Source organism: Nostoc sp. 106C (genome assembly GCF_002154725.1).
Lineage (GTDB): Bacteria > Cyanobacteriota > Cyanobacteriia > Cyanobacteriales > Nostocaceae > Aulosira.
This window is the reverse complement of record NZ_MTAW01000119.1, coordinates 1-17,406: the sequence shown is the minus strand read 5'-3', so window position 1 is coordinate 17,406 and position 17,406 is coordinate 1. Positions and strand designations below refer to the sequence as shown.

Annotated in this window: 12 protein-coding genes, 1 rRNA gene and 1 pseudogene; 7 read left to right on the top strand and 7 right to left on the bottom strand. The window is 41.7% G+C overall.

What is annotated here, in order from left to right; all coding sequences use genetic code 11:
• Positions 1-617: 617 nt before the first annotated feature.
• On the bottom strand, positions 618-4,313 hold the full coding sequence (locus BV375_RS16365; RefSeq protein ID WP_166507458.1) for a DUF4912 domain-containing protein: 3,696 nt from the start codon (positions 4,311-4,313) through the stop codon (positions 618-620).
• A 1,052-nt stretch (positions 4,314-5,365) separates the two neighbouring features.
• Here BV375_RS16365 and BV375_RS37660 point away from each other — a divergent pair.
• Both BV375_RS37660 and BV375_RS16360 read left to right on the top strand, forming a co-directional pair.
• Positions 5,366-5,719 carry a transposase gene (locus BV375_RS37660; RefSeq protein WP_208099137.1) on the top strand — a complete coding sequence of 118 codons (354 nt, stop codon included), beginning with the start codon at positions 5,366-5,368 and terminating at the stop codon, positions 5,717-5,719.
• The gene (locus BV375_RS16360) at positions 5,700-6,704 is read left to right on the top strand and encodes an IS110 family transposase (protein ID WP_208099136.1); all 1,005 of its coding nucleotides are present in this window, start codon (positions 5,700-5,702) and stop codon (positions 6,702-6,704) included. Before BV375_RS37660 ends, BV375_RS16360 begins: the two co-directional genes overlap by 20 nt.
• Positions 6,705-7,538: 834 nt before the next feature.
• Here the strand turns inward: BV375_RS16360 and BV375_RS16350 are convergent.
• Positions 7,539-8,432, bottom strand: a complete 894-nt coding sequence (locus tag BV375_RS16350) for a ferritin-like domain-containing protein (RefSeq protein ID WP_086762569.1) — start codon at positions 8,430-8,432, stop codon at positions 7,539-7,541.
• 560 nt (positions 8,433-8,992) lie between these two features.
• Between BV375_RS16350 and BV375_RS16345 the strand changes: the two genes are divergently transcribed.
• Entirely contained in the window at positions 8,993-9,193 is a 201-nt protein-coding gene (locus tag BV375_RS16345; protein WP_086762256.1) for a hypothetical protein, read from the top strand.
• Positions 9,194-9,449: 256 nt separating this feature from the next.
• Here the strand turns inward: BV375_RS16345 and glnA are convergent, their stop codons facing one another.
• Complete coding sequence (gene glnA, locus BV375_RS16340; RefSeq protein ID WP_086762254.1) at positions 9,450-10,865, bottom strand: type I glutamate--ammonia ligase; 1,416 nt, start codon at positions 10,863-10,865, stop codon at positions 9,450-9,452.
• Between the two features lie 357 nt (positions 10,866-11,222).
• On the opposite strand from glnA, the gene apcB reads away from it, so the two are divergent.
• The gene (gene apcB / locus BV375_RS16335) at positions 11,223-11,732 is read left to right on the top strand and encodes an allophycocyanin subunit beta (protein WP_086762252.1); all 510 of its coding nucleotides are present in this window, start codon (positions 11,223-11,225) and stop codon (positions 11,730-11,732) included.
• 347 nt (positions 11,733-12,079) lie between these two features.
• On the opposite strand, the gene BV375_RS16330 is transcribed toward apcB, so the two are convergent.
• Positions 12,080-12,559, bottom strand: a complete 480-nt coding sequence (locus BV375_RS16330) for a hypothetical protein (RefSeq protein WP_086762250.1) — start codon at positions 12,557-12,559, stop codon at positions 12,080-12,082.
• Positions 12,560-12,722: 163 nt separating this feature from the next.
• On the opposite strand from BV375_RS16330, the gene BV375_RS16325 reads away from it, so the two are divergent.
• A complete protein-coding gene (locus tag BV375_RS16325) occupies positions 12,723-13,541 on the top strand; it encodes a TlyA family RNA methyltransferase (RefSeq protein WP_086762248.1) in 819 nt (272 codons plus the stop codon).
• On the opposite strand, the gene BV375_RS16320 is transcribed toward BV375_RS16325, so the two are convergent.
• Positions 13,538-13,816 (bottom strand): Calvin cycle protein CP12, encoded by a 279-nt coding sequence (locus BV375_RS16320; RefSeq protein ID WP_086762246.1) that lies wholly within the window; start codon positions 13,814-13,816, stop codon positions 13,538-13,540. The two genes, BV375_RS16325 and BV375_RS16320, sit on opposite strands and share 4 nt — an antisense overlap.
• A gap of 480 nt (positions 13,817-14,296) precedes the next feature.
• On the opposite strand from BV375_RS16320, the gene BV375_RS16315 reads away from it, so the two are divergent.
• Positions 14,297-15,085, top strand: coding sequence for a hypothetical protein (locus BV375_RS16315; protein ID WP_086762244.1), 789 nt, complete (start codon positions 14,297-14,299; stop codon positions 15,083-15,085).
• Between the two features lie 84 nt (positions 15,086-15,169).
• On the opposite strand, the gene BV375_RS16310 is transcribed toward BV375_RS16315, so the two are convergent.
• Both BV375_RS16310 and BV375_RS16305 read right to left on the bottom strand, forming a co-directional pair.
• Complete coding sequence (locus tag BV375_RS16310) at positions 15,170-16,099, bottom strand: sugar ABC transporter permease (protein ID WP_086762567.1); 930 nt, start codon at positions 16,097-16,099, stop codon at positions 15,170-15,172.
• Between the two features lie 55 nt (positions 16,100-16,154).
• Positions 16,155-16,656 (bottom strand): annotated as a pseudogene (locus BV375_RS16305) (ISKra4 family transposase); the annotation flags it as partial.
• A 497-nt stretch (positions 16,657-17,153) separates the two neighbouring features.
• On the opposite strand from BV375_RS16305, the gene BV375_RS16300 reads away from it, so the two are divergent.
• Positions 17,154-17,406, top strand: a 16S ribosomal RNA gene (locus BV375_RS16300); the annotation flags it as partial.

The window sequence follows — 17,406 nt, the reverse complement described above, 5'->3', positions numbered from 1 at the left end:
TTGCACAGAAAACGCAGCATTCAATGCGTTTAGATTCCTTTGGGGTAAACGCTTGTGTGGTCTATGGGCATTTATTTGTATTGTACATCCATATTTAACGAAGCTTACTTGAAAAGATTTTTGTATATTGAACAGGTGATTTGTGTATACCAAAATTAGAATTAAACTCCAGATAAATACAGATAAACTTGTACTTAAAGTCTTTTTCATTGATGTGAATCACATCTGTCGTCAAGGCATAAAATTGTTATTGCTCCTAGAGTGTGGGTCTAGTTATACCAAATCAAATAATGTTTGCGACACATCAATAAATATTCTAGAAGTCACGGCAGTGACGTGCCCCTACAATCTGTCGCATTCTTTTTTCAAATTGGTATTAGCTGAAAATAGCTGTAATTTTAAGGAACATCAATGTATCAAAAAAAGAGAAGAAAGAAGTTAATTCTTCTTTCTTCTCTATTAATTATATTGTGCTATTTATCGACTTATGCAAGAGGCACCAGGAAGTAAAGTGAGCGCAAAGTGCACGCTACGCGAGCACAATAAAAGATGAAAACTTTTCCTTCCTTCTGCTTCCTGTCTGATTTTCAAGCTAAGTCTATGACTGAATCGCTGTTTTAGCCTTCCCAACTATCCTGGGAGAACTTTTTATGAATGGTACTAGACTTGTGTCCATCAGCAGAAGTTGCTGTCATCAGATAGTCGATTAAGCTATCTGAGAAAGGGATACGCAAATGGAAAGTACCATCCGGCTTCAGTTTAATGGCATGACCAGCAATATTTACAGTTGCATCTGGCTCTGTTGCCCCGTGGATAATGAGTTCAGCATCAGCTACAAACCAAAAATCTGGGTAGGGACGGCTGAAGACGCGAACAGTGGTTGAACGGGCTATTGACACCCAGCGATCGCTATCTGTAGCATAGCCAATTTCTACAATGTAGTCGCGATCGCTGGTGGGGATCGCCACAAAGCGATCCTGTGATAATTCCTCACATTCGTACTGCTGCACAAGCTGGGGATTTTGATAGCTCAAATCGAGATCGGTAACATCGTACAGTCGGATTGCCAGTTGGGAAATGTGGGAATTCTGCAATACCTGCTTTTCAGTGTCAGAAATGTACCAACTGACATAAGCCCATTTGGCTGTACGAGGTGTGAGAGTAATGCTGCTTTCAATATGGGTATTATTTGCATCTAGTAAGTTAGCATCATCTTTGTCTTCTATATAAGGATGGCTAAAGACGCGCACAATCTCGGAACGAGCTATTGATACCCAATGCTCACTATCTGTAGCATAACCAATTTCTGCGATGTAGTCGCGATCGCTGGCGGGGATCGCGACTAAACTATTTTCTGTTGCTGGGTCAAATTCATACTGCTGGATAAACTGAGGAGTTTGGTAACTTAGGTCGAGATCAGTAACATCGTATAGCCGCAGTGCCAATTGACAACCTGTTTGCTCCAATGCTTGCTTGTTAACATCGGAAATCTGCCATGAAACATCAGCTGATTCTGAAGTCTGAGGTGTAAAGCTAATGCTGTCCTCGACATTGGCTTCTGATTCATCAGCAGTTTCTTCACCTGGGATGTAGGGATTGCTAAACACACGCACAATCCCGGATCTGGCTATTTTGATCCAGCGATCACCATCTGCAATATAGCCAATTTCTGCGATGTAATTGCGATCGCTTTCGGGGATCGCAATAAAGCGATCGTGTGCTATTTCGTCACATGCGTACTGCTGCACCAGATGCGGACTCTGATAACTCAGGTCGATATCGGTGACATCGTACAGTCGCAGCGTCAACTGGGAACTTGAATTTTGCAATACTTGCTTTTGAGTGTTAGAAATCTGCCACGATACATAAGCCCACTTGGGCGTATGGGGTCTGATACTCACACTATCCTCGACATTGGCATTTGTTGAAGCAGTGGTTTGCGCTTCTTCTACTGATGCATTATTTGTGTTACTGCTTGATCCCGAATCTTCGTGAATGCCATAAATCTTAGCCCAAGCGTCAAATCCTGCGCTTGCTGTTACAGATGCAGCACCAGCTAATGCCCCTAAGTTAGTTACAGAAGGATCTTCTGGCAAGTTTGATGCTTCTTCAGCTGTCTGTTCTGGTAAATTAGAGACTATTTCGATAATATCTTCTTCTGTTCCGTCCGCAGTTGATTCAGCTTCGTCTGCCACTGCATCCAATGCTATATCAGGAACATCTGGCAAATCGGGAAGTGTTGCTGCTGTTTCAATAATTGGCAATTCCACATCCGCTGTTGATTCAGGAACATCTGGCAAATCAGGGATTGTCGCTGCTGTTTCAATAATTGGCAATTCTACATCCGCTGTTTGTTCAGGAACATCTGGTAAATCGGGGATTGTCGCTGCTGTCTCAATGATTGGCAGTTCTACATCTGCTGTTGATTCAGGAACATCTGGCAAATCAGGGATTGTCGCTGCTGTCTCAATGATTGGCAATTCCACATCCGCTGTTTGTTCAGGAACATCTGGTAAATCAGGGATTGTCGCTGCTGTTTCAATGATTGGCAATTCTACATCTGCTGTTGATTCAGGAACATCTGGCAAATCGGGAATTGTCGCTGCTGTTTCAATGATTGGCAATTCTACATCCGCTGTTTGTTCAGGAACATCTGGTAAATCAGGGATTGTTGCTGCTGTTTCAATGATTGGCAGTTCAGACTCTGATGAATCCCATATAGAATAATTGCTATTTCCTATTGGATTTCCACTATCTTCAGAATTTGACCCTGCACCAGTAACAGCAGACCAGGTAGCGGCCCCAGCTGCTAGTCCCGCACCACCTGCTAAGGCTGCATTGCTAGTTGAGGCAATATTTTCTGGAATGTTATATTCTGCCTGGGGTTGTTCTTCGTTCCAATTGTGGGTATCCGATGCAACTATAGGCACGTCTGAATTATCCAAATTTGTAGGTGGTACTTCAGCCTTGGGTAATTCACTATTAGATGTAACTGTAGACACTTCCGGCAAGTGTGGATAAGAAGTATTTACAACTGTCGCAGGTGCTTCTGTTTCCCATGCAGCTTCGCCGTTATTTCTTGTCTCATCAGTTAATCCTGTGTCAGAAAAGCCAGATGATATGGCTGCGCCTGCACCAGTAGCTAGATCTGGTGTTGCTGGTGATAGAGTAGGCTCTTGCGAGGCTGAGTCTCTATCTGCTGCATCAACTGCCTGTGGGCGTCTTTTCAGAAACCACCAATAAGACAATCCACCTAAGACAGCTATAACCAACAAAGGCAATAGCAACCAAAATGGTGCTTCCCTTTGCACAATTGCATTGTTATTAGCAGCAGAATTTGCTAATGACTCGTTAGGGGCAGTAGTTGCATTAGGATCTGTAGTTGTAGTTATAGCCTCAGCCGTAGGGGCGGTAGTAGCAGCAGTTGTTGCCTCAGGTGTGGGGGAAGTGGTAGCAGTTGTGGGCAATGCTTGCAATCCACCTTGAGCGATCGCAGCTGCTTCGGCTGATCTCGCTGCTTCTACGGCTTGCTGTCCTGGTGGTGCGATCGCATAACCAAGAAAACCAGCTATACCAGTACTGGGATTTTTCTTGTAGACGTAAACTAAAGGTTGCGAGAAGGGATATTTGGCATCTGTGGGTGAGGTTTGATGTACTTGGAGAACTCGCACACCAGGTAGTTGCGATACCTGATTAGCTAAGGCGTAGCTAATCCCATCCTTACCCAGTTGTTTGACGATTTCTGCGGTATTATCATCAGCCACTTGAGTTGCTGTAGAGCCTGTAGTAAATTTAGCAGACTTGAATGCTGGATAATTCCGGAAAGTATTGCGAGTGTCGCTGGTTGTCGGGCGATCGATGACTCGAATTTTACCTTTAGTTCCTCCCAATTGCGACCAATCTGTAATTTGTCCTCGGAAAATTCGGGCGAATTGCCTAGTAGTCAAGCTTCCTTGGAAAGGATTGTCAGCACCCACAATGATGGCAATTTTTTCTCGATGCAAGCGCACTTGCTCTAGACCTTGTGCTTGTTCTTGTGGGGTCAAGCCACGGCCGAGTGCTGCTATATCTATTTTCCCCTCTAGCAAAGCTTTCAGTGCGGCATCAGTGCCGTTAGCTGCAACTTCAACTTTCGTACCAGAAAACTGTTTCTCAAAACTTTGTTTTAGGTTTTGGTTGATCGCACTCAAGCTACTTGAACCATCAATCCGCACTGTAGTCCCATTTTCCAATGTTTTTGGCAATGGAAACGAGGGAGCATCAGTTGCAGATTGTGCCAGTATATGTGTTGGCACTAAGAGACTTGTTGCCATAGGCATAGTTCCTATAGCAAGCAGTAATGCCAGACGGACTATTGCACTATCTTTTTTTTCTTTTTGCCACATATGCTCCTTATCAGGGTACAGAAAACAGAAATCCGGCCAGCCTTAAACGTTATTTTTTATGTATGAAGGAGGAGACGCGCTAATTATACATCTCTATTAAGTTTCTTCTAAATTGTTTCTATCGTTATATAGATGTATACTGGGTCTAACTTTATCTCGTCTTCAGTAAAGATTAATAGGCTGTTTATTTTTTTTAAAGTATCTCAAATCAGCATTTCAACGTAAGTTTGTAGATAATTTCCAATATTTTATTTAGTTATATATACGAAGAGTTGAAGTAATCAACAATCATCTTGTTAATCCGTAGGAGCAATTATATTGTTATCAAAGGGATAGTTGACGAATACTAACTTGAGGTATATCTCAACAATTATTTAGCAATGCCAATATTATTACTTGGGTCATTTGATTATTGGCATCATCTTTTCAAGGCATATCAATAATTCTGAGAATTTTTTATCCTTCTGGATAGCTCAAAATTTCAGCTGGTAATTAAACCGAAAGCAGAAGGCTGTCCTGTTGAAAAATGTCCTGCCAAGCTTAAATCACTCTTCAGGTGAAGTTCGTTCCTTGCCACAGCTACGCTACGAAGATAGTAGCCACCCTTGGAGAGAGTACCACGTATCAATTCGATGTGTACGAAGTCAATCGGAAACAGATATTTATCTGTGTTTATCTGTGTACCCTACGGGAAGCCACTTCGTGTCTACATCTGTGATTTTTTTATTCTTATTCGGATTTTTGCAAGAGACTCCATGAGCTGCGCTCACAAGGAACAATGAAAATGTGATACATTTTGCTCAAGCAGTAGGTACAAAGGTCGGAATGACAGTGGTGCTGCGAGCCTGAGCAAGAGACAGACCTAGATGTCCGGTGGCACAAGGAAATGTGAAACCCCTCACAAGAGTGGGAAACACGCAAGGCAGAATCTTTTTTTAAGGACATCTTGCCATCTGTGAAAAAATCAATGGAGGTGAAATATGGAAGTCACCTACACTCACTGCGCGGGATTAGATGTCCACAAGAAAACAGTAGTTGCCTGCTGCATGACTCCCTTAATTAAGGGTGAAGTTAATATAGTTAGCCGTAGTTTCAGTACGATAACAGCAGGACTGCTAGAACTGTCTGACTGGCTGCATAGCAAAAGCATTCAACAGTTGGCAATGGAAAGTACAGGAGAATACTGTTCGACTGTATATAACCTGTTGGAATCAGGCTTTGAAGTTTTGGTTGTCAACGCCCAACACATGAAGAATGTCCCAGGACGCAAAACTGATGTACTAGATGCACAGTGGATAGCAGAACTGTTACGTCATGGTTTACGAGAGAGGTAGTTTGATTCCACCCTTGCCACAGCGAGATTTGCGAGATTTAACCCGTCAACGCACCAACTTGGTGCAAGAAAGGGCTGCGGTGGTCAACCGCTTGCAGAAAACATTGGAGTGGGCAAACATCAAACTCGCCTGTGTTGTTACAGATATCACAGGTGTTTCTGCACGGCAAATATTAACGGCAATTGTTGATGGGCAGGATAATGAAAAAGTGCTAGCAGAATTGGCAAAAGCTTCTCTGAGGAACAAACGCCAACAATTAGAGCAAGCACTTATCGGAAGAGTCAGGGAACATCATCGCTTTTTAATTGCTCAACATCTAATTCATTTAGACTTTTTGAAAGAGCAAATAGCGATTTTTGATACCCAGATTACAGAACATATCCAAGCCCAAACCACTACTCAAAACAACTTAAAACCGCCTACGCCCTCTGATTCTCCATCCTCTGCCGTAGAAATTTCATCGGTTAATTGCCCTTTGTCTTGGGAAGCAGCAGTGAGCCTACTGGATACGATTCCCGGCGTAGCACTTAATACTGCTGAACTGTTACTGGCTGAGATTGGCATCGACATGACTCGTTTTCCTTCTGCCGTACACTTGGCTAGATGGGCAAGGGTCTGTCCAGGAAACAATGAGAGTGCAGGAAAACAATTTTCTGGCAGAACTGGACAAGGTAACAGTTGGTTACGCAGTGCTTTGATTCAAGCTGCCAATGCCGCCAGTAGATGCAAACATACCTACTTGGCTGTAGTCTATCAACGTCTGAAGGCACGACGAGGTAGGAAAAGAGCTATTGTCGCTGTGGCTCACCGGATTTTGACTGCTGTCTTTCATATGTTGTCCACAGGTCAACCCTATAAAGATTTGGGGGTTAATCATCTCAATCAGCCTCAAAAACAGCATCTGCTCAAGCGGATGCGTTCTCGATTAGAACAGCTTGGTTACAAGGTAACTCTCGAAGCACAGACATCTGTTGCACCAACTTAAAACAAAAACTGCTTTGTACCATTGTCTGATGACACCTTTTTTGCTTCTGTTTGAAATCATGACAAACAGAGGACTTAACATTGCGCCAGTGCATTCTATTCTCTGTTTTATTTCCCTAGCCACTACCAACAGTTTTATTTTCAAGGCAGAAGTCTATTGAAGAAGGAAAAGTCTTTATTTCCAGATGCAAAGCACGAGAAATAGCGAAAAGTCGCAGCGGCGGCTACCCTTCGGGAACGCCTAAAGGCGAACCGTCGTAGACGCGTAGCGGTGAGCCAGTCCGGTGGATGGGTTCCCCGGCATAAAGGAGCCAGCGCGTTGGAGAGACAGCGCCGTGGGCGGGTTTCCTGACTTGAAGCGACTGGCGTGAACTGGCGTTAGCGTAGCGGGGAACGAGCGTCACCCGTAGGGCTTGCCGCAGGCATCCGAACTTTTCAAGATAATGCTTCCTACTTCAATCCCCTAACTTTAGTTATAGGTTACTCAATACTCAGTACACGGTACTCTTGAATCGCTAAGTACATGTGAAGAAATATAAAGTAATAATTAATATATGTTTAAGATATAACTACAAAAAAGTGATATTTCCAAAAATGCTACTTAATGTCGTTTTTAGGAGCCACTTCTTTGACTCCAGCCCATTGCCAACCGCCCTCAAAGTCTTAGTTTACCTATTACCCCTAACCTATACCATTATCTGAGTTATCCCGATTTTATTGGTAAGCGCGATCGCTCTTGCTCTTTGGGGTGGTTATAAATTTGCTCATCAGCAGGATTAAGGGATGGGGGATTGGGCATTTGTTATTTCTCCCTAGTCCCCTGTTCCCCTAGCCCCTAATCTCTAGTCCCCGTTTTCTCCCGTTTCTGAATACCACTAAGGAACATCGGCACAAATTTCTCCATAAATGCTTGGGGATCTCGCTGCCAAGCCCTTTGTGCTGCCTCAATCCTGAGTAACTGCAATTCAGGTGCTAGCAAAGTTTGCGGTAAACGTTCCATCAAATACTGGGGACGTTGCCACAGGGGCATGGTATTTGCAACTTCTACCAAGTTGGCAACTCGCCGCAGTTCTGCACCTAAAGTAATATCCATGCCTGACTCAAACGCCGCTTGTTCAATTGCGGCATACTTGCGCTTGGCTTGCTCGACTTTTTGCCGATGTTCTGGACTTTTATCTGCGATTTGCGCTAACCAGCGATTACCCCAGCGGACGTGTCCGGCTTCCTCTGGCAGAATTTTTTCAATGGTTTCCCGAATTTTAATATTTTCTTCAGTTTGCGGAGCTTTTTTCAATGCGTAGATGTGGGCGGAAAAATACTCACAACCCCGCTTTTCGGTGATGTTAATTGCTGCCAATGCCGCAATGATACCGTCCTCTAAGTTGCTGTTGGCATTAAAAGACTCTCGGTCTATAAGACGATCAAATTCATCAATATAGGAAGAGCCAGGAGGAGTTCCTAGATCAGCTCCCAAGTCTATCAGCAAGTCAGTCAGCCACATGGCATGACGAGCTTCATCCGAAATATGATGCGACAAATCCCGCACTAATTCCCGTGGCTGTCCATTTAATTGTTCAATTACCTCAGTCAGGTCTTTGCAACTGCGTTGCTCGCTGTAACGATAACGATTGAGGGTAATTAGATGAATTTCGCGATCGCGTACTACCCTTTGAAGGATATCCCTCGCACTCATCGCATTCTGAAATTTCCGTGGATAAATAACTGTCATAGCTTTATTAACTTTTATAAACTCTATTTTCATCTGTTTCTGATGGTAACGTACTTAGCCTTAACTACTACACTCGCGCTGCGTCGTTTAAAAAAAATACTCTAATTGCCAGAGGTAGAGAGTTGTCTGTATTTAGCGATCGCCGCCAAAAGATCCTATTCTCAATGCTGTAAAAGCCCAGAATTTAAAAATTTGAATTTTGTAGATACCTACAGACTCGCTTCCTGTAAGGTATTTTGAACTCCACGCACTGATTTTGAGCTTTCTGAGACTTTTACTACTCAAATATAAATAAGTGTAACGAATAAACAATCGACCTTGAGGCAGGTGTGAGTCTTGCGGTTAGACCACCCTAAAGCCAGATGTTTAAGTGCAATAGCAGTTTTAGCCAGATTAGTGATGAATTTTTTCGACTTTTCTCCCTAGAAAACTTTCAGCTTAATATTAACTTTTATTACAAAAGACTATTTTGTAACATTGGTTACAGAATTGTTTGCTATATTAAATAAAGAGGAAATTAATCAATTATCTATAAGTAAAAAATTAGGAAGGACTAAGTTATGTCTATTCAAGAAAAATCTCGTGCAATCATGGCGCGTCAATATCAAGAAGTCAAGAAGCGTCAACAATCGATGCTGATGCGTAGCGCACAAGAACTCGGTCTTCCTGAAGAAATGTCCCACTACTGGAACCCCATTCAAGGCAAGATAGACCAAGCTACTCGGACACTTTATGGCAGTAGCCATGCTGGGATGAGTTAGGTTGCAAGTGTTCTGAGCACAATTGAAGGAGACAATAGACCATCAATGGCAAATTCAGGTGTCTCAGCCTTCATAAATGCCCCCTTGATTTTTAAGCGGATTTTGCATCCGTAGCGTGATTAACTCTAAAAAAAAGCCACCCTCTAGGGTGGCTTAAAAATTAGCAGCAAGAAATATCCAGTTGCAAAAGGTAGAAAAACTTATCTCATCAGCTTTTTTCCTTCTGCTTTCTGCTTTCTCGTGCCAGTTATTGCAATTAGCAATCGTAATACATGTAAAACTCGTAGGGATGAGGACGTAGTTGTAGCTGCTTAACTTCGTTAACTAGCTTGTACTCAATCCAATTTTGGATAAAGTCTTCTGAAAATACACCAGTGTCTGTTAAGAACGCGTGATCGTTTTCCAGCGCTTCCAATGCCAGGTCTAAAGAACCTGGAGTAGAAGGAACCTTCGCCAATTCTTCTGGAGAGAGTTCATAGATATTTCTATCTAAAGGTTCGCCAGGATCGATTTGATTCTTGATCCCATCAAGACCAGCACAAAGCATGGCAGCAAATGCTAAGTAAGGGTTAGAGGTAGCATCTGGGCAACGGAACTCTAAACGCTTGGCTTTGGGGTTAGTGCCAGACAGCGGAATGCGCACAGAAGCCGAACGGTTACCTTGGGAGTAAGCCAAGTTTACTGGTGCTTCGTAACCAGGTACTAAGCGCTTGTAAGAGTTAGTTGTGGGGTTGGTAATTGCCAACAGTGCTGGTGCGTGTTTGAGGATACCACCAATGTAATACAGCGCTGTTTGACTCAAGCCAGCATACTTATCGCCTGCAAACAGAGGCTTGCCATCTTTCCAAATAGACTGGTGAGTATGCATCCCAGAACCGTTATCACCAAACAATGGCTTGGGCATGAAGGTGACGGTTTTGCCATACTTCTTAGCAACGTTTTTGATGACATATTTGTAAGTCATCAACCAGTCAGCAGCTTCGACTAGCTTACCAAAGCGGAAACCCAGTTCGCACTGACCACCTGTGGCAACTTCGTGGTGTTGCTTTTCAATGGGTACGCCGCAGGCTGCCATCGTCAGCAGCATTTCTGTACGGATATCTTGGAAAGTATCCGTGGGTGCAACTGGGAAGTAACCTTCTTTAAAGCGTGGTTTGTAAGCGAGGTTAGGACCTTCATCTTTACCAGAATTCCAACGACCTTCTACGGAGTCTACGTAGTAGTAACCTGCGTTGGCGGTTTGGTCAAAACGCGCATCATCAAAGATGAAAAACTCAGCTTCTGGGCCTAAGAAGGCTGTGTCACCAATGCCAGTAGAAACTAAGTAGTCTACGGCTTTTTGGGCAATCACGCGGGGGCAACGGTTATACCATTCGCCTGTGCGGGGTTCTTTAATGCTACAAATTATACTTAGTGTTGGCTCTTTCATGAATGGATCGATCCAGGCAGTGTTTGGATCGAGAACCATTGTCATGTCTGATTCTTCGATGCCTTTCCAACCCCGAATACTGGAACCGTCGAAAGGTACGCCATCAGTGAATGAACTTTCATCGATTTGATTGTAGTACACGGTGAGGTGCTGCCATGTCCCTGGTGTATCGATGAATTTCAGATCAATCATCTGAATTTTTTGGTCTTGAATCAATTTCAAGACTTCTTGTGGGGTTGTCATTGTTACTCCTTCTCTGCCAATTAAATAAACTCAATCTAGAATCTTCAAAGCTTGCTGACCCTGCTGAGCTGAACCCAATTGTGACACACCTGGAATATCCTAAGGATAGGAGATTAAAGAAATTTGTAGTGTTTGTTACAGATCTTCGAGTTTAGAGGTTATTTAACCTTTCCCTAACATCTGTACAAAACTCAAACATATCATCTCAGAGGGGGCAACTTTGGCATAGAATCCTTAAGTAGCGGATAGATTGTTTTGTGCCGAAACCTATATTGTAATTGGCACAAAAAGTGACTGTGCATGAAAGCAGCCAAATAAATATCAAACCATAGATAGTAATGATTGGGAGAAACCAGAATGCGCGATGCAGTAACAAGTTTAATTAAGAATTATGACGTAGCTGGACGGTATTTTGACCGGAATGCGATCGACAGCCTTAAATCCTACTTTGAAAGTGGTACCGCACGAGTCCAAGCTGCGGCAACAATTAATTCCAATGCTGCTGCAATTGTCAAGCAGGCTGGTTCTCAATTATTTGAAGAACTGCCTGAGTTGATTCGCCCTGGTGGAAATGCTTATACGACTCGTCGTTATGCAGCTTGTCTGCGGGATATGGATTACTACTTGCGCTATGCTACCTATGCGCTGGTTGCTGGCAACACTAATGTATTGGATGAGCGAGTACTGCAAGGGCTGCGAGAAACATACAATTCTTTAGGAGTGCCCATTGGCCCAACGGTTCGTGGTGTTCAGATTATGAAGGAACTTGTTAAGGAACAAGTGACAGCAGCAGGTGTGGCTAATGCCGCCTTTGTAGAAGAACCATTTGATCACATCACTCGTGAGTTGAGCGAGACCGATATCTAGATATTAGAGGCGGGCAATGTCCATCCTTTAAAAATATCAACAGCGATCGCTCAAAGAAAGTGTTAAAAAAAGCGATCGCTTTCTTTAAATAGCTATATAAGTGCAAAAAACACAAATTTTCAAATACAATTTAATATTTTTAATTTTTTCTTTACCTTTAGCTAGCGCGAGACAAAAGTTGATAAAAGATTAAAATAAATTTTATTTGTCAATGCGCAATTTTACTGAAAAACTTATAAAAATCAAAATAATTTTGAATATGACTTTTGAAAGTACGGAAAGCAGTTAACTGAAGATTAAGTTACAAATTTTTCTCGGTATTACATAGTCATATTCAGTTACAAAAATTAGTAATATTCGATTAGTAACGGTTCCTCAGGAATTAAGCGAGAGGCAAAATTAGACTTTTTACCTAAAGCCTTTAAAGAAGCTATTGCAATTGGAGATTTTAGCCGTTTTAACTCTTGCACTTCCCAAAAAACTGCCCAAGTAGGTTTGTCAGTTGCAGTAGATGGCGGACGAAACTTAGATTTACCTGGATATCTACCATTACGAGAATTTGCATGACCAATGTATAAGCCTTGCCAAGAAGCCTCTGAGTTTAGAGGTTGATCTATAGATTGTGAAGCATAAATTAATACTTGTACCTGTTTATCTCCACGTAATTCATCTGCTTTGCGAAATACCTCAAAAGCCATGCTACCAAAAGCTATTTTGATGATTTCATCGCTTAATTCATTTTCCAACTTGTCTATTGTTTCTAATGCAGACAGCAAGTGTATCTCTGGAACAGGTGCAAGAATCGCAAAAGAAGTTGTTTTAGCCATGTTCTGTTCCTAATATGTGAACTTTTGTAATTATAATTACATTTATACTCACTGTGCTGATTGTTGCAAAAGTCGGTGATTGCAACTGCGATCGCCTCAAATCCGGCACAATAGAAGTTGCTCACAATCATTAAGCTGTAACGCCACCGCAAAAGCAAGTTAATTGGCTAAACAACGACTCGATACACTCTTAGTAGAAAGAAATTTATGTTCTTCTCGCGCCTTAGCACAAAGGCTCATCCAGGCGGGAGAAGTGACTGTGAATCAGCAGGTTGTTGACAAGCCTGGCACAGAAGTTGATATTACATCTCAAATACAGATTAAAGAGCGATCGCGCTTTGTTTCTAGAGGCGGAGAGAAACTTGCTAAAGCTTTAGAAATTTTTGCAATTCCTGTGGAAGGGCGGATTTGTATAGATGGTGGGATTTCTACAGGTGGCTTTAGCGATTGTCTCTTACAAGCTGGAGCCAAACAAGTTTACGGCATTGATGTTGGTTATGGACAAGTTGACTGGCGCTTGCGCAATGATTTGCGGGTGATTTTGCGCGAACGCACTAACTTACGACAACTACAACCACAGCAGTTGTATGCGGAAACCGATCCTATCCCTGATTTAGCAGTCGTAGATGTATCGTTTATTTCGTTAACTAAAATTTTGCCTGCATTGTGGCAACTAACTCAACCTCCCCGCGAAGCAGTATTATTAGTAAAGCCACAGTTTGAAGTTGGTAAATCCCGTGTGGGCAAAAAAGGCGTGGTGCGCGATCCACACGACCAAGCAGATGCGATTTTCCATGTATTGCAAGCGGCTCAAGCATTAGGTTGGAAATACCAAGGTTTAACCTGGTCGCCAATTACCGGGCCTGCTGGAAATATCGAATATCTTTTATGGTTAAGAATGGATAGCGAAACACCATCGCCCGATTTAGAAGCAATTCAGCACATCACTAAATCAGCGATCGCTGATTTAAGAGAAAATTAGACATCATATATCAAGCACTCAACTGCTTCGGGATGTTGCTCACAGTAGCTTTCTAAATTGGTTTTGTGTTTTTTTGCCTGCTTTTGATGAGCTTTTTCGGCTTGCAATTCTTCGACAATTTCCCATGCTACAGCACAATTAGCAGAATCCTTGCCGTTGCGATCGCAGGTTGTACGCGCTTCGGTCATAGCCTCTAAAATGGCTTGTTCAATAGTTTTCGTGCCATTTTGGTCAGCGCTAACAGCAGCCTGAACTACTTCTAAAGTTGTCTGCATGATACTTTTACCTTTCTGTAGTGAAATAGGGATGAGACTCCTTGCAAAAGGTACTTTTGCAGGTAAATTCTATTTTGACAAATCTGAGAAGAATTGGCCTAAATACAATGTTTTTATTCCATATCTCCTGAAATTAGCATATGCAAATCGGTAGGAAATAATTATAAAAATTACAACATACAACGCACAACGGGCATATTTACTCTCATCTTTAGGAATACGAGAAATTCTGATTATTCAAGTAACTATTTTTTCTTTACTTACTGAATAAAAATTTAAAGTGTAGATGCTTCAGCAGACTCCGTAGAAGAGAAATTTTTTTAGAAATTTTACATTTTAGTGCACTTTTCTACTGTTGTTTAAGCAGATTTTTTTGTTTATAAGTAGTGTGTTTATAACTGTTTACTTTTCTTCATAAAGGAGGTAATTAAGGAAAAATTCATCTTTGTTTTGTGGTTCAGATAGGTAATTAATGTCAGAATGAATCGTCAGTCATTAGGGATTGTTTGGGATTTATTCAGCACCCTATTGTTAACTATTGTTAGTGCTCTTGTAGTTGGAACACCTACCATTAAATTAGTTTCTAGTAGTGTAGAGTCTATCTTAGGACTTAGCTCATCGTATTCTGGAAGACTCGACTCTCTATTTGCCAATAATTCTTCTGTTGGAGTACTAGCTATTTGTGTAGCTGAAGGAAATTGTCAGATTGATGGTAGCAAAACCCAGAACTATTTTCAAAATATTGATCCGGGTAATGGCTTGATAAATAGAGGTTGGTGTTCTGATCAAGGAAGAGGGGGTAGTAATTTGGCAAATGCGGATACTGGATGTTTAAGACGCATACAAAGCCGTATTCCTCGCCTTATCGAAAGAATGAAGCGTGTAGGACTAAATCCTGAACACTACTTAGAGGCATTTGTAAATGTAACTGATTTATGGAATCAAGCATCTCCCAGAGTCAGTGATGCTTTTCCTACTGCTTATCGCACCGCACTCAATCAGGGATTAGAAGGGCACGAAGCGATTTTGTGGGCACGAGTAGAGGCTTTTCGTGATGCCTCAGGGGAACTGTCAGCAGGCAACATAAATATCGAAAGAGGTGTTTATAGAGGTTTGTTTGGTATTTGTGCAAACCCACAGAACACTTATTACCAAAGCCGCTTGCAGACTTATCCTTTGATGTCAGAACGCTGGCGTTGGTCTTGTATAGCATTAGATCAAAAAAGGCGAGTCAAAGCTATTCAAAGTGTTTTCACTATAATTTATTGAAGCAGGTACTACTCTGTAATTAAATGCAATTACAAATGAGAAAATGGTCGAGATAGCAGGTAAATTATCCTTACTCCCATTTCCTTATATTGTGATATTGTTACTACCTTGCTGATTAATAACTAATCTCACAACTGACAGCACCAAAATTATTAAGAATAGCACTAGTCCAATTGTGCAAGCATAACTAATTTCCAAGTTACTAAATGCTTGCTCATACAAATAGTAAACAATTGTTTTTGAGCTATTAAGTGGACCTCCTTGGGTCATAATGTACACCTCTTCAAATACTTTAGTAGCAGAAATAGCTGAAATTACTGCTACTAAAACTAGATAAGGTTTCATTAAAGGAATAGTAATATCCAAATGTTTGCGGATACCATCTGAACCGTCAATTGCTGCGGCTTCATATACATCAGCAGGAATTGATTGCAACCCTGCTAGATAAATTACCATGTAGTAGCCTAACCCTTTCCATACAGTAACAGCCATAACACTTGCTAAAGAAATAGGCACAATGCCCAAAATTTTACTGGGGCTAGTTAGCCAGGGAATTCCTTCAGGAAAAATATTTACAGCTTTAAAAAACTGATTCAGTAAGCCATTTTCTGCATACAGCCATTTCCAAGCGATTCCCGCGACTACCATTGAAATTACCACTGGCGTATAATAAGCAGCCCTAAACCAATTCATTCCCCGTAGTTTCTGATTGACTAAGATTGCTAACCCTAAAGGAGCAATGACTAGAATTGGCACTACACCTACAAGATATAGGAATGTATTAGATAAAGTTTGCCAAAAAACTGCATCTTGCCAAAGCTTGAAGAAATTAGCAACACCTATCCATTGTGGTGGTTGGGCTATATCCTCATAGCTTGTAAAGCTGAGGTAAAATGCTTGCAAACCAGGCCAAAAGACAGTTAAACCCAAAATTAATAAGGCAGGTAGCAAAAATAAATAAGGAGTTAATCGCTGTTTGATAAAGATCAAATCTTTAGAAGACAATTGAATCATAAAAACAGGGTATTGGGTTTCTTTTCTGGGGAGCATCCAGTTTTGGCAGAAAGACTTAAATAGCAAGTAAAGCGTTAAGATAAGCACAACGAACAGAGAGAATTTGATTAACACTCTCAATATTCCACTGTGCGCCAGAAATTTTAATCCTGGCTCCAATCTGTTTAATAGCAGACTCAACAGCACTCCTATCCAATAGAACAAAGTTGTTCAGTTTGGTAATAATCGTAGTTGACAATGCGAGAGCGATGTTTTTCTAGATAAGTAATGAAGTTGTTCACCTGTTTGCTACGACAATTATGAAATAAAGCCTGAGTTGTTTCTACGTGACCTTGCCACAAAAGAGTTTCAGCAGCTTTGAATCGCTTTAACGAACCACCAACTTTGTAGAGATTTTCCTTGAGGTGATACCAATCCAAGATTTCTCAACGCTCAAAATGTTCTGTTTTACCAAACTCTTGGACTAGATTCCACACGCCATCATGACCATCCCCCAAGCAAACTAACGGGTTAACCAGACGTTGGCTATTAACATAATCTACTAATGATTGGTTGTCATGGTATGAGGAACATCTCGCAACCAAATCCATCCGAAAAACATATATTTCATGCATCAGCCGTGAGAATCTGTACTTGGATGTTTGCTAAAACCACAATTCTGAACCTTTTTTGGTGGTTTGTACTCATTCCCATTGCTTAACTGTTTCCAAAGCTCATCTCCATTATCATGATCGCGATCGCCCAAGCTCCCTAGCTGACAAACTGAGTAATGTTAGGTTCCGATATTTGAATCGCTTTTTTAAAAGCCTAACAAAAAAAGTTGTGATAACCCCTTGACGAATCACCAAGAGAGTTGTTACCTTAGATAAGTGCTAAGGGCGAGGCAAAAACGCCCAAGTAACCGAACCGAGAAAAAGAAATACTTTGAAAGCTTAAAATCAAACCAATCCTCGTCAAACAGGTTTTTTTGGGCAAAGCTCAAAAATCTAACCAAAATTTAACAGGATTTCTGAAAACGGAATTAAGTTTTCGGAAAAAAAACTCGAAAAAGAACAAAATGGAGAGTTTGATCCTGGCTCAGGATGAACGCTGGCGGTATGCTTAACACATGCAAGTCGAACGGTGTTTTCGGACACAGTGGCGGACGGGTGAGTAACGCGTGAGAATCTAGCTTCAGGTCGGGGACAACCACTGGAAACGGTGGCTAATACCGGATGTGCCGAGAGGTAAAAGGCTTGCTGCCTGAAGATGAGCTCGCGTCTGATTAGCTAGTAGGTGTGGTAAGAGCGCACCTAGGCGACGATCAG